Origin of the sequence: Rhodococcus sp. IEGM 1354, from assembly GCF_030056855.1 — a bacterium.
In the GTDB taxonomy this organism is placed as follows: Bacteria; Actinomycetota; Actinomycetes; order Mycobacteriales; family Mycobacteriaceae; genus Rhodococcoides.
Genome location: NZ_JASHKT010000003.1, coordinates 1 through 12,632, shown reverse-complemented (window position 1 = coordinate 12,632; position 12,632 = coordinate 1). Strand labels below are relative to the sequence as shown.

At 64.0% G+C, this 12,632-nt stretch carries 15 protein-coding genes and 1 tRNA gene; 8 read left to right on the top strand and 8 right to left on the bottom strand.

Annotated elements, in window-relative coordinates:
• The first annotated feature begins 60 nt into the window (after window positions 1–60).
• On the top strand, window positions 61–1,002 hold the full coding sequence (locus QM588_RS07275) for a GlxA family transcriptional regulator (protein WP_027504856.1): 942 nt from the start codon (window positions 61–63) through the stop codon (window positions 1,000–1,002).
• A 463-nt stretch (window positions 1,003–1,465) separates the two neighbouring features.
• On the opposite strand, the gene QM588_RS07270 is transcribed toward QM588_RS07275, so the two are convergent.
• From QM588_RS07270 to QM588_RS07260, 3 genes are all read right to left on the bottom strand, one after another.
• The gene (locus QM588_RS07270) at window positions 1,466–2,914 is read right to left on the bottom strand and encodes an aldehyde dehydrogenase family protein (protein ID WP_283312386.1); all 1,449 of its coding nucleotides are present in this window, start codon (window positions 2,912–2,914) and stop codon (window positions 1,466–1,468) included.
• 86 nt (window positions 2,915–3,000) lie between these two features.
• Window positions 3,001–3,867: an alpha/beta fold hydrolase gene (locus QM588_RS07265; protein ID WP_008719926.1), complete on the bottom strand. Its 867-nt coding sequence runs from the start codon at window positions 3,865–3,867 to the stop codon at window positions 3,001–3,003.
• Window positions 3,868–3,904: 37 nt separating this feature from the next.
• Window positions 3,905–4,318, bottom strand: coding sequence for a hypothetical protein (locus QM588_RS07260; RefSeq protein WP_283312385.1), 414 nt, complete (start codon window positions 4,316–4,318; stop codon window positions 3,905–3,907).
• A 109-nt stretch (window positions 4,319–4,427) separates the two neighbouring features.
• On the opposite strand from QM588_RS07260, the gene QM588_RS07255 reads away from it, so the two are divergent.
• From QM588_RS07255 to QM588_RS07245, 3 genes are all read left to right on the top strand, one after another.
• The gene (locus tag QM588_RS07255; protein WP_283312384.1) at window positions 4,428–5,402 is read left to right on the top strand and encodes a LysR family transcriptional regulator; all 975 of its coding nucleotides are present in this window, start codon (window positions 4,428–4,430) and stop codon (window positions 5,400–5,402) included.
• 296 nt (window positions 5,403–5,698) lie between these two features.
• The gene (locus QM588_RS07250) at window positions 5,699–6,076 is read left to right on the top strand and encodes a cupin domain-containing protein (protein ID WP_283312383.1); all 378 of its coding nucleotides are present in this window, start codon (window positions 5,699–5,701) and stop codon (window positions 6,074–6,076) included.
• 202 nt (window positions 6,077–6,278) lie between these two features.
• Window positions 6,279–6,797: a MarR family winged helix-turn-helix transcriptional regulator gene (locus QM588_RS07245; protein WP_283312382.1), complete on the top strand. Its 519-nt coding sequence runs from the start codon at window positions 6,279–6,281 to the stop codon at window positions 6,795–6,797.
• Here QM588_RS07245 and QM588_RS07240 read toward each other — a convergent pair.
• Entirely contained in the window at window positions 6,710–7,345 is a 636-nt protein-coding gene (locus QM588_RS07240; protein ID WP_283312839.1) for a nucleotidyl transferase AbiEii/AbiGii toxin family protein, read from the bottom strand. The two genes, QM588_RS07245 and QM588_RS07240, sit on opposite strands and share 88 nt — an antisense overlap.
• Between QM588_RS07240 and QM588_RS07235 the strand changes: the two genes are divergently transcribed.
• Window positions 7,235–7,558 (top strand): hypothetical protein, encoded by a 324-nt coding sequence (locus tag QM588_RS07235; RefSeq protein WP_283312890.1) that lies wholly within the window; start codon window positions 7,235–7,237, stop codon window positions 7,556–7,558. The genes QM588_RS07240 and QM588_RS07235 overlap by 111 nt on opposite strands.
• 388 nt (window positions 7,559–7,946) lie before the next feature.
• On the opposite strand, the gene QM588_RS07230 is transcribed toward QM588_RS07235, so the two are convergent.
• Entirely contained in the window at window positions 7,947–8,120 is a 174-nt protein-coding gene (locus QM588_RS07230; RefSeq protein ID WP_283312380.1) for a hypothetical protein, read from the bottom strand.
• A 323-nt stretch (window positions 8,121–8,443) separates the two neighbouring features.
• Window positions 8,444–8,518, bottom strand: a tRNA-Thr gene (locus tag QM588_RS07225).
• An 89-nt stretch (window positions 8,519–8,607) separates the two neighbouring features.
• Between QM588_RS07225 and QM588_RS07220 the strand changes: the two genes are divergently transcribed.
• Window positions 8,608–10,071 carry a threonine/serine ThrE exporter family protein gene (locus QM588_RS07220; protein WP_283312379.1) on the top strand — a complete coding sequence of 488 codons (1,464 nt, stop codon included), beginning with the start codon at window positions 8,608–8,610 and terminating at the stop codon, window positions 10,069–10,071.
• Between the two features lie 10 nt (window positions 10,072–10,081).
• Here the strand turns inward: QM588_RS07220 and QM588_RS07215 are convergent, their stop codons facing one another.
• Both QM588_RS07215 and QM588_RS07210 read right to left on the bottom strand, forming a co-directional pair.
• Window positions 10,082–10,342: an MbtH family protein gene (locus QM588_RS07215; RefSeq protein ID WP_027495672.1), complete on the bottom strand. Its 261-nt coding sequence runs from the start codon at window positions 10,340–10,342 to the stop codon at window positions 10,082–10,084.
• Between the two features lie 90 nt (window positions 10,343–10,432).
• A complete protein-coding gene (locus QM588_RS07210) occupies window positions 10,433–11,242 on the bottom strand; it encodes an alpha/beta fold hydrolase (RefSeq protein ID WP_283312377.1) in 810 nt (269 codons plus the stop codon).
• 92 nt (window positions 11,243–11,334) lie between these two features.
• Between QM588_RS07210 and QM588_RS07205 the strand changes: the two genes are divergently transcribed.
• Together QM588_RS07205 and QM588_RS07200 are read left to right on the top strand one after the other, a co-directional pair.
• Window positions 11,335–11,862 carry a general stress protein CsbD gene (locus tag QM588_RS07205; RefSeq protein WP_222087294.1) on the top strand — a complete coding sequence of 176 codons (528 nt, stop codon included), beginning with the start codon at window positions 11,335–11,337 and terminating at the stop codon, window positions 11,860–11,862.
• 31 nt (window positions 11,863–11,893) lie between these two features.
• A complete protein-coding gene (locus tag QM588_RS07200) occupies window positions 11,894–12,547 on the top strand; it encodes a hypothetical protein (protein ID WP_032389807.1) in 654 nt (217 codons plus the stop codon).
• Window positions 12,548–12,632: the final 85 nt, after the last annotated feature.

The following is a 12,632-nucleotide window of genomic DNA, read 5'->3' as shown; positions in this document are numbered from 1 at the left end:
TATGACGAGCGAGGGCCGGTGGGGAGTGGCGTATACGACAGTATTGCTATTGTTCGCGCCATGCGTATCGGACTGATCGCGATCGACGGCTGCTTCGGTTCGGCTGTCGCGTCGGTCATCGACATCGTGCGGGTGGCCGACGGAGCCCGCGGCGATGTCGACCCGCGGATCGACCCGATCGAACTCGCCATCCTCGGACCGAAACGGCGAGTGACCACGACGGCATCGATGACCCTGTCGGTAGACCACCCGCTGTCGGAGTCCGGAGAGTTCGACGTGGTCGTCGTCCCTGCGCTTGGAACCCTCACGGCCGCCGCTACCAACGACGCCCTCCAGAGCCGAGATGCACGTTCGGTCATCGCCTCACTCGGGCGCCTCGACGACGCGACCACCCGGATCGCCGCGGCGTGCACCGGCGTGTTCGCCGTCGCCGAGACTGGACGGATGCATCATCGGCGGGCGACGACCAGCTGGTTCCTGGGGCCGGAGTTCCTGAAGCGCTATCCGACCGTCGCCCTCGATCTCGACACCATGGTCGTGGTCGACGGGAACCTCGTCACCGCCGGCGCCGCGTTCGCCCACATCGACCTCGCGCTCTCACTCGTGCGATCGATCAGCCCCGACCTGGCCCAACATGTCGCCAAGCTCCTCATCATCGACGAGCGTCCGTCGCAGGCGGCCTTCGTCGCCTACGAACATCTCCGGCACGAGGACCCGATCGTCGTCGAGTTCGAACGCTTCGTGCGCGCCCGCCTGGACGAACCGTTCAACGTCGCCTTCGTCGCGCAGTCGCTCGGCACCAGCCGGCGCACCCTCGAACGACGAGTCCGTGCTGCGCTCAACCTCACTCCGCTCGGCTTCGTCCAACGGCTTCGCATCGAACGAGCGCGGCACCTCTCAGCAACCACGGACCTCACCTCCGCCGAGATCGCGCTACGGGTCGGCTATGCGAACGCCGAGACTCTGCGCTCCCTCCTGCGCAGGGAGCGACGCCGTTCCTGACCTATCGCCATGCCTGTAGCCGGTGTCCTAGCGCTCGGTTGGAACCACCTCTCAGCACGTCGCGTCGACTCTCCTGCGTCGCCCCTGGACGACCCACTCGACACGCCCGCAGCACAGGCCATGTGACGTGCCCCGGCTTCCCGGGCGGTCGGGGTTGGGTGGCTGTGATGTCGCTGCGTTCTCGTCGAGGGGGTCAGCAGACCCGATCAGGGTCGATTGGGATGAGCCGCGAAGGCGGTCAGGTCAGGGCGGCCGAAGCCGGCCGGCGGGGTAGCGTCGGACACGTCGAGGTCTTTCGGATGGATGGCGTAGGAACCTCCATCGTCGGGAGACCTCGACGTCTATCTGCGGACCGACGCGCCCGGCCGACCTACACCGTCATCTGGGAAGAGCCGGGAAAGCCGGCGCACTGTGAATTTGCCGTCGGAACAGGCATTCGGAGTTGGGTGGGTCGTGCCGAATCTCAGGGAATCTCGATACCGGTCAGAACGAGCACCTTCTCCTGCGTCAGGTCCTCCATTGCCGAATGCACCCCTTCTTTGCCTGTCCCAGAATCTTTGACTCCGCCGTACGGCATCTGATCGGCGCGGAAGCTCGGCACGTCACCGACGATGACTCCGCCGACGTCCAGGACGCGTGACGCCGTGAACGCTGTCTGCAGGTTCGACGTGAAGATGCCCGCCTGCAATCCGAATCGGGATCGGTTGACCTGTTCGAGTGCCTCCGCATCCGAGGCGACTTTGCAGAGTACGACAACCGGCCCGAAGACCTCGTCGTCGACAACCTTGGCCCCCGGCGGTGCATCCTCGATGACCGTCGGCTCGAAGACTGCGCCCGTGCGTCCACCGCCGGCCAGAACGGTGGCTCCCCCCGCGACGGCTTCCTCGATCCACTCCTCCACGCGTACGGCTGCGCGGTCGTCGATCAGGGGGCCGACGTCGGTCTCGTCGTCATCGGGTGAACCGGTCGACAGCGACGCGACGTGAGCCAGAATGCGGCGGCGCATGGCGTCGTAGAGACTGTCGTGGACGAAGACGCGCTGCACCGCGATGTACGACTGACCCGCTTGGTACATCGAGAACCGTGCGATCCTCTCGGCTGCGTACTCCTGTTTCGCCTCGTCGACCCAGTCCGCGCAGACCACCACCGCGGCGTTACCTCCGAGTTCGAGCGTGACGTGCTTGCGCGGAACGAGTTCTCGAATCGACCAACCCACCGGGACCGATCCAGTGAACGAGACAACCGGTAGCCGAGGATCCACGACCATGTCCGATGCCTTGTCGTTAGAGACGGTCAGCACTGACCACGCACCCGCCGGAAGCGATGTCTCGGCGAGCATTCCGCCGAGCACCAAACTCGACAGCGGGGTGGCCGGCGCAGGTTTGACGATGATCGGCGCGCCGACCGCCAGGGCCGGTGCCACCTTGTGGGCCACCAGATTGAGCGGAAAGTTGAACGGTGCAATTCCGAGGATGGGACCACGTGGGACGCGCTGAACCAGCGCCAAACGGCCGTCCGATCCAGCGTCGGTGTCGAGTCGCTGAAGATGCCCGCTCCATCGTCGTGCCTCCTCGGCCGCCCACCGAAATGTCGACACCGCGCGAGCGACTTCCACCCGCGCCCACTTGATCGGCTTGCCGGATTCGGCAGAGATGAGCCGAGCGATTTCCTCCCGACGCTCGTGCAGACGCGTCGAGACATGCACGAGCGCATCCGACCGAACATGGGCCGGCGTTCCCGCGAACTCGTCCGCCACCGCGGCGGACGCCTCGATCGCGGCGTCGACGTGATCCGAAGCCGCCTCGGACACCGACCCCACGATGCGACCGTCGAACGGATTGCGGATCTCGGTGGCTGCACCGCTGGTAGTCGCTTCGCCTGCAACCCAGTACGGAAAGTGTTTGGCAGACATCGGGATCTCCCTTTCGAGGGCCGAAAAGAATGCTCGCCGGCCCCGTGTCGGAGGCCGGCGAGCATGCGGGTGTGCACAGGGTCAGATCAGACGGAGACCGAGGTGGACGCGGATTTCTGCAGAACCTCGAGCGCCTCGATAAGGTACGTCCGGAACACCGGGTGGTTCTCGCTCATCGGGAAGTGCCCGATGTCCTTCATCTCGATGAACTTCGCATTCTTGATCTGCGCAGCTGTGCGGGCACTGTCCTCAGGGGTGGTGAGGTAGTCGTAGTCGCCGGTCAGCATGACGACCGGGCAACGGTCGCCGTCGATCTGGTCGAGCTTGTCGCGCAGATCGTGGTCCACGGAGTAGAAGTGCAAGTCGCCCTTGAACGCCTCGGATCCCTGCGTGTAGTAGAACCAGGTCTTCCAGCGGTCGGCTTCCGGCGACTGTGGTGCCATGAGATCCCATGTGCCACTTGCGCACACCTGCGCAGCGTTCGCGTGGGGGTGCTGCCACCAGTCGAGGTAGAAGCCCGGTGAGTAGTCGGCACCCTCGACCGGGATGACTCCGGCGAAGCGTTCCGGATGGCGAAGCGCCAGCTGCAAGGCGATGTTGCCACCGAACGACGAACCCATGAAGATCGGATTCTCCAGTTCGAGTGCATCGACCAGGGCCACGATGAAATTGGCGTAATGGTCGGCCGAGAGCTTGTACTCCTCTTTCCACCACTCTGTGTTCTCCGGCGGATCGGACTTGCCGTGGCGGGGCAGGTCGTACGCGATCACGCGGTAATTCTGCGTGATGTCCTCGTCTTCGAGCAGTCCACGCCACTGGTGGTTGTGGCACCCGGCGGTGTGCTGGCACACCAGCGGCTGGCCGGTGCCGTTCTCTAGGTAGAAGACCTTGTACAGAAGACCGTCGACGTCGACATCGACGTAATGGCCGGTCACAGGTGAAATCTTGCTCATGTTCTGTTCCTTCGGTGAGTCGTGTGTGAGTCGGGGACTAGACCGGAACGCCGACGGCGCGCAGCAGTTCGATCTGGCGGGTAACGCAGCGCAGGTTCTGCATCAGGACGAGGACATCTCCCTCGAGCCTCATGTCGCGCTGGAACGACGCCGCCCAGATGCCGTGAAACATCGGTGCCGGAACGGGAACTCCAAAGCCCTGCCACGTCTCGACGCCGGCGCGGATGGCGAACTGATAGGGCCGGTCGAGCGGGCCCGGGTCGACGGCGATTGCGTGGACTTTGCCGTTCGACATCTCGACGACGAAGGAGTGGGTGTCCATGTCGAGGAGGTACGAGCACGTGAAGTACGTGCCGTGCGCAGAGATCTCGGCGTCTGCGTCGGATGCTTGGGTGAACGCGTCGGCCCACTGTTCCGGGGTCTGGGTGGTGGTGTCGGTTGCTGTTGTCATGTGACCCATCACACGCTGGACCTGCGGGTTCGTCCAATACCAATCGGTCGCCCGATCGATAGGAAACAACTACTGGTGCTGGTCTAGCTGCGGGAATAGCATCGGAGACGTGAATCTTCTGTTGGAGCTCAGGCCGTTGTCATATTTCGTGGCAGTCGCGGAAGAGCTTCACTTCGGCAAGGCAGCAGCGCGGCTGCATATCGCACAGCCCTCGCTCAGCGTCCAGATTCGCAAACTCGAACACTCCTTGGGAACCGCGCTCTTCATCCGCGATTCCCGTCACGTCTCGTTGACCCCGGCCGGCTACAAGCTCCTCGACGGGAGCAGGCAGCTTCTCGCCGACGCCGAGCGTGTCGCGTCGTTGACACGTCAGGTGGGCCGTAGTGGGCGCAACAACCTGATCGTTGGATTCCAGGCGAACGCTGCCGCGGAACTGACGCCGGACATCTTGTCGGCTTTCCGTGCTCTCCACCCCGGCGTCGAGGTCGAGATGCAGTCGTTCGACTTCACCGACCCCTACGTCGGGCTCGGCGACGGGTCGGTCGATGTCGCGTTCATCAGGCCGCCGGTCGTCGTGCAGGACTGGCTTGCGCTCGAGACACTGTTCGTGGAGCCGAGAGTGCTTGTCGTAGCATCCACTTCGCCTCTGGCGCAGCAAGATTCGACCAGTGTCGAGGAAGTGGCGGGGCAACCGTTCGTCGCGAGGCGCAGCCCGGAATCATGGAGGGACTTCTGGCTCGCCGTCAGCTCGAGAGACGGTGAGACCGTTCGTCTCGGTGCCGAAGTCTCCACTGTCGACGAGTGTTTCGAAGCCATCCTCTCCAGCAAGGGCGTGGCGTTCTCGCAGGCGTCGACTCAAAGGTTCTATGCGAGGCCAGGTTTGGCATTCGTTCCGGTTACGGGTATACCCCCCACTCCTTTGTCCATCGGGTGGCGTTCGGACGTCGACTCGCCTCTGACCCGCGACTTCGTGGCTGCGGCCCGCAGTGTCGCCGTCGATTGTCCGGTTCCGAACTCGTGGGCACCGCCGACCGCCGGCGTTCCGTCGCTCCTCGATCGCTACCAAGCCAAGCTCACGTCCTGAGACCCTCCCACAGGGTCGAGACTCAAAGCTTTCCTTGTCCCGTCCGGACTTCCCCCTTCGGAACACCTCGACACCCATAGTTGATATTTCAACAGTGCGTGTTTACCGTCAAGGTGTCGATGAACGACATCGACACCGGCACGGACGACCGCGGGCATATCCCCGCACAGGAGCGAGTTCGAACCACTCCCAGGTGAACACAATCCGCGGGGTACCACCGGTGATACCGAAAGCGGCGGGGAGACAACCACTCCCGTCGAAGGTTTCACCGTCGCAGCCGGGGAGGGCGAGCGGGTGTGGTTCGTCGCCGACACCATGATCTACAAGGCAACGCCGAGAACACGGGTGGAAGCTTCGCAGTCATCGAATGCATCACCACCCCCGGCGGTGGCCCGCCCCCGCACATCCACACCAACGAGGACGAGTTCTGGACCGTTCTCGACGGGACGTTCGAGATCACCATCGGTGGCGCGACCCACGCCGCCGGGCCGGGTGACTTCGCGTTCGGTCCTCGAGGAATTGCCCACAGTTTCCGCAACACAGCAGATACACCGAGCCGAATCCTGCTGGGCTTCAACCCCGGCGGGATCGAAGGCTTCTTGCCGAGTCCGGCCAACCTGCCACCAACAACGGCCCCGCCCCAGCCATCGACGACGCAGAGATCGCACGCATGATGCTCGCCGCACCCAAATACGGGATCGTCCTGATCGGACCAGACGCGTAAGAACACAACGCAGCGCTGCACGTAGCAGTGCACCTTCGATACTTCAGGCAGAGCTCCCGCACCCTGGCGTCACCGCCGGCGAAGCGCGGCCTACGCGATGTCCACCGAGGTCGATGAACGTGCCCGTCGAACTCGAAAACTACACTCGGGCGATGACGAGCGACCCCCAATGGCTGACCCGGGAGGAGATCCGGGCGTGGCTGACGCTCGCCGGTCTGGTCGAGTCGCTGCCGACAGTCCTGAGTGCCCAGCTCAAGCAAGACGCGGGAATCAACAACTTCGACTACATGGTCCTTTCATGTATATCGGACACGCCCCATCAGACGGTCCGCATGAGTGACCTCGCCGCATTCGTCGGTGGCTCTATCTCTCGCCTGTCACACACTCTGACCAAGATGGAGAATCGCGGCTGGGTGCGTCGCCGACCGGATACCGACAACGGTCGCTTCACAGAGGTGGCTCTGACGCAGGAGGGTAAGGACGTGGTCGCCCAGGCCGCCCCCGGGCACGTCCGCGAAGTCAGGCGCGTCATGATCGACGTCCTAGGACACTCGCAGACGCTGCAACTCGGCACGCTCCTCGATCAGGTTCTCGCTGCGGTCAACCCCAATGTCCAACGCGTCTTCGATGAGCGCTTCCCCGATGTCGACCTCCACGCTTCCGAAGGCTGATCGACCACCCAGCTCGCAAGATACGGGTCCGGGCGCAAAAGTTTGCTCTCCCTACCGGATTCGGTCGGAGCATCCGCGAACTGCAATTCACCAGGCAACTTGTTCGTGGGCCCGAACCTCCGATACAAATCGGCCACTTCCGGTTCGAATGCGCCAATCCGATCGAGTGCCCACAAGTCCCACAGATCACGCGATGCCCGCCGATCACACCAGGTGGCCGTCTTACCCGCAACGAACGCGGGCTGCGTGGGCACCGTCAACTCAGCTCCCGGTGCATCCTTAAACCGTTGTTCGAGCCGCCGGTTTTCCAGCGGCCATGCTGGGCGACCCTCCGCCGACAGCAACTGCACCTTGACAGCCAGACCGGACTGCGACCTCACCACTGCACCGAGGCGCTCGGGCACCTCGCTGATCGCCGAGTCCCACACCAATCGCCCGTGGCTGCGCATCACCGCGCGTGGGAGAGCGCGGACGAGATCACGAGCGACCTCCGATCTGGAACCGACCGCAATCAGGTCGATGTCCTCACTGAGACGACCATCGACCAAATGGGTTCGAGCCAAGGCTGTTCCGCCGATGAATACATTCCGATCCGCGAAGTGCGCACTCAGATAGCCGAGCAGGTGCGAGATCAGGTGATCCCGTTCGACTTGAGCGCTCGCGACACCGAATTGCGTTGCCACCGTCTCCACCTCGTCGGGATTCACTACTTCTCCCCCAACCGATCCTGCAGACGCGTCAGCGTCGTTCGCATCTTCTGAGCCCCAGCGATCTCGGCTAACACTTCTGGACTGCACCGTCGATACAACTGCTCCACCGCCGGCCACACCTCACACTCGGCGTCACCGAGCCCGGACGCTTCACCAAATCCAACTCGGGCACGACGCGCTCCGCATCCAGACGTGCCGTGTCGCGCACAACTAACCGAACCAGCGCCTGACGATCCGCCAACCGAATCGGATCGTGCCGCTTCGGCACAGTCACCACAGCCGTCGCCAACGCTCGTGGGATTACCCTGTGCAGCCGGGCCGCGCTGACACCCATTACGACGGCATCGTCGGCGGTTTAGACCGCAATCGCGATACCTGCCGCCACAGCCTTCATACCCGGCATCCACCCGGTCCCGACCCGATCGTCGGGCACCGCCACCTAGAAGCCTTTTGCCACCAGATGCAGCAGACCCAAGTCCGTCAGCCGCGCAAGCTCGGCACGCGGGTGCGCGTCTACATCAGCCGCCGTCGCGGCCCGCACCATCCGCATCGGAAGCCCCGCGAACTCCGAAGGTAGACCGGCCTGACGGCGTCGAACATCGCTTGTCGTCACAGACACCTCGATCCAGTGTCGGATACGTAGGCTCCAGGCCTACAGAACCGACACTGGATCCGACGTGCAATCCGGTCCGGCAACCTTTCGCTCAGTCCTTACGCGTCCACCTACATCCACGCGAACGCTCACCGGTGAGTTAGCAATGAGTTGTGACAGCGTGTGACATCGAGCAACACATCCTGCCGCCGAACCGGCAAAACCCCAGGTCACAATTGGCGCGTAACCCCATATGGACGAACCGGGCTCGCACAAGAAACGAGCGGCCAAAACAGGCCAAAAAGAGACGGCCCCAACCGTTTTCGCTGGTCAGAGCCGTCGCGTGGAGCCTCCTAACGGGATTGAACCGTTGACCGCTCGCTTACAAGGCGAGTGCTCTACCGCTGAGCTAAGGAGGCAGTGAAGCGAGCCAAGCATACCGTTCAACGGACGCTCAGCGACAACAGGTACCTTGTCGGTGGATCACCCCAGCAACGTAAAGACGGTCATGACTTTCCTGCAAGACCTGACGGCTTCGCTGAGCCGTCTCACCGGTGAGCGTCGGGCCACCATCGATACACCGACCGCCGCGCCGTCACCTCTTCGCCCTATCGATCTGACCGACGACGCGACGGTCGCCGAGGTCCTCGAGCTGGCGGTTCGTGTCGGCGAGGTGTTGTTGGCGTCGGGCACGTCTGCGGTGGATACGGCGACGCAGGTGCAGTTCATCGCCGCGACGTACGGCCTCGCACGATGCGATGTCGACGTCACGTACAACTCGATCACGTTGAGCGCACATCGCGGTCCGACGCGGCCGCCGGCGTCGACGATGCGCATCGTCCATTACCGCTCGATGGACTTCACACGGCTGGCCGCGGTCGACCGACTCATTCGCTCGGTGCGCGTCAAGGTGGTCCCGGCGAGCATCGCGCGTGACCGCCTCGACGAGATCACCTCGGCCCCGCACCCGTACAACCGGTGGATCGCGACCTTCGCGTGGGCAGGCATGGCGGCGGCGATCGGTGTGTTGCTCGGCGGCGGCGCATTGGTGGCGGTCGTCAGCTTCCTGACGACGATGGTGATCGACCGAATCGGCCGCATCCTCAACCGCGCCGGACTGCCCTTCTTCTTTCAGCAGGTGGTCGGCGGATTCGTCGCTGCCACCCCCGCGATCACGCTGTACAACTTTCAGGAACAGCTCAATATCGACATTTCCCCCTCGGTCATCATCGGTGCCGGGGTGACGGTGCTGTTGTCGGGGCTCTCGCTCGTCGGCTCGGTACAGGACGCGATCACCGGGGCACCGATTACCGCGTCGGCCAGATTCTTCGAAGTATTGATGATGACGGGCGGCATCATTGCCGGCGTTGCCACGTCGCTGCGGCTGGCTGCTCTGATCGGGAGTGATCTGCCGCAGATCAGCAACCTGCCTCCCCCGGACATCACACAGGTGCCCACCAAGGTCCTCGCCGGCGCGGCCGCGTCACTGTTCTACGCGCTCGCCTGCTACGCCGAGCGGCGCGCACTGACGGCAGCGTTCATGGGCGGCTTTGCGGGCGCGCTCGTCTACTTGATGTCCCAGACGTTGGCTGTAGGTCCGATCATCGCGTCTGCCATCGCGGCCACGGTCGTCGGATTCGCCGGTGGTCTCCTTGCACGTCGAGCGCTCATTCCGCCGCTCATCGTTGCCGTCGCCGGCATCACTCCGTTGCTGCCCGGCCTTTCGCTCTACCGAGGGCTGTACGCGATCCTGAACGACCAGTTGTTGCTCGGTATCAGCTCGCTCTTCGCGGCGTTCGGCATCGGCTGTGGTCTGGCTGCGGGCGTCACATTGGGTGAGTGGGGTGCGCGAACATTGCGTCGCCCCCGGATCCTGGCACGCACCGAGGAACTACTGCGCCCGACGCTTCGCCGCAGAGAAGAACCGCGCCGACCGACGGTTCGTCGGCGGCGCGGTACGAGTCCTTCGTAGAAGGCGGAACTCAAGCCTCGGTGCTGGGGGTTCCCTCAGCACCTGCGCGGGCAGCTGCGTCGGCCTCCATGGCCTCACGCAGGCTGCGCGGACGCATGTCGGTCCAGTTCTTCTCGACGTACTCCAGGCACGCAGCGCGGGTGTCTTCACCGAAGACGACACGCCACCCCTGAGGGACCTCGGAGAACGTCGGCCACAGCGAATGCTGATCTTCGTCGTTGACCAGCACGAAGAAGCGTCCGTCTTCGTCATCGAACGGGTTGGTACTCATCTCGCCTCACTCGTCGCGAACGTTTGATTGGTAAGTCTGCACCGTGAGGTGCCACACGACCCTAGCAACGCAGGTCGTGCTCAGGTGGCGTCAGGCCTTGAAGAATTCGAGCAAGTGCGCGTTGACGGCCTCGGGACGCTCGAGATATCCGTAGTGCCCGGCGTCCGCGATCTCCACGTATCGAGCCCCCGGAATCGCGTCGGCGAGCTCCTTACCCAGGTAGGCGGGGATCATCCGATCGTCGGCGAACCCGACCGACAGACACGGCACCGACACGGCCCGGTAGGCGTTGGTGCGGTCGAAATCGTCGTCCATGCCCAGCTGCGCGCGCACTCCGGCGGACGGCGAGGATGCCGAGAACTCGAACAGGTCGAGCCAATCGCGAGCCGTTCGCGCATCACGCAACGTGGCGGGCGACAGGTTCATCACCGCCGTCACCGCGGCCGAGTACGTCCCCGGCAGCTCGACGCGCTTGTCGTAGAGCGCCCGCTCGCCCTGAGCGAGCGTCTTCTGGAACTCGTCGACCCGCGCGTGCCCGGCGAGGAACGCCGCCTTGCGAACCAGATCGGGACGCTTCAGAGCCAACTCCTGCGCGACGCGAGAGCCCATCGACGTTCCGACGACGAAAGCCTTCTCGGCACCGTCGCGGACCAGTTCGATCAGACCCGCGGTGTCGGCGACCATGGCATCGATGGTGATACCGGTCGCACTTTCCGACGACGGCGCGATACCGCGGTTGTCGAAGGTGCACACCCGGTAGCCGGCCGCCAGGAGGGCCGGTACCTGATGCAGTTCCCACACTCGGCCGGGACTGCCGGTGCCCATGATCAGAACTACCAGGTCGCCACTGCCCTTGACCTGGTAGTTCACGTCGATGCCGTTGATCTTTGCGATAGGCATACGTCTCCTCACTGCTGATTCGTTCGTCGGCGATCGTATCGTCCGAGGTCGACGTGGGGTTACTCGAACGACCAGTGGGTACCTGCAGTTACATGACTGACGAGAACGTAGCGGGCGAAGCACGCAAGGGAATGCTCGACGGGATCAAGGGCAAAGCCAAAGAGGTCGTCGGCGCTGTCACCGGCAACGACTCGTTGACGGCGGAGGGCCAGTTGCAAGCCGCTCAGGCTCGCGAACGCAAGGAGGCGCAGGCCACCGAACGCGTCGCCGATGCGCAGGCCACCGAGGCCGCGGAGGAGCTCGCCGACGTGCGGACTGCGGCAGACAGTCGACGCGAGGCAGCGGAAGAGAACGCAGCAGTTGCCGAGGCGAACGCAGATCGCGTTCGAGACACCCAGGTGGCCGCCGCCGAGCAGAACAAGCGTGAGACCGTGGCGCAGGAACGAGCGGCAGCCGAGGTCGACGCAACGGCCGAACAGATCGAAGCGACCGAGGAGCGCAAAGCCGAGCAGGCTGCGGCAGATGCGGACGAAATGGTGGCTGCGCAAAAGCACCAGGAAGCGTTGCTGCAGGCCGAAGCCGACCGCAAGAAAGCCGAAGAGCTTCGCAACCAGGCTTGACCCACCACTGCTGATCTAGGAGTTCGACTACATGAGTGTTTTGGCCCTACCACTGACCATCCTGAGACTTCAGTACAAGATCGCACGAATTCCGTTGCAGCTCATCGAGACCAACGTCGTCGTGAAGATGGATGCGGAATCACCGGCGCGGCTCGCCTACGAGCACACGCTCGGATCCCTCGATCGTGCCGTCGGAAACCTGTTGGGAGACAGAAGCCTTGCCGATCGCGGCGAGACGCTGGTCGACAGCACCGAGAACCGCGCCGAAGCAGCACGCCTGGACGCCGAGGCACGTGCGAAGAAGACTGCTGCGGACGCCGACCTGAAGACGGCTCGTGAGACCGCCGAGCAAGACCGGCGGGCCGCCGACGCCGCAGCCCAGGAAGCCGCCCGCGACGCGCGACAGGAGGCCGAGCAGCGCAAGCGCGAGGCCGCCCAGGAAGCAGAACGCGAAGCGGCTGCCAAGAAGAAGAAGGCCGACGAGCAGGCTGCCGCTGCAGCCAAGGCAGCCGAGGATCGCAAGAAGACTCAGCAGGCTCAGGTCGACAAGCAGGAGAAGTTGGCCGCAGCGCCGTCCGAGGCCGAATTAGCCGAGGCCGCAGAGCGATCCGAGGAAGCCGACGCCAAGAAGGACGAGGCGGAGCGCATCGAGAAGCTGTTCATCGCGGAGAAGAACAAGGACTGACAGCCCGATTCTCTCGAATCGAGCTAAGCAACAATCTCTTCCAGCCCCGCACCGTGTTCTCGGTGCGGGGCTGGTGTGTTTGTGT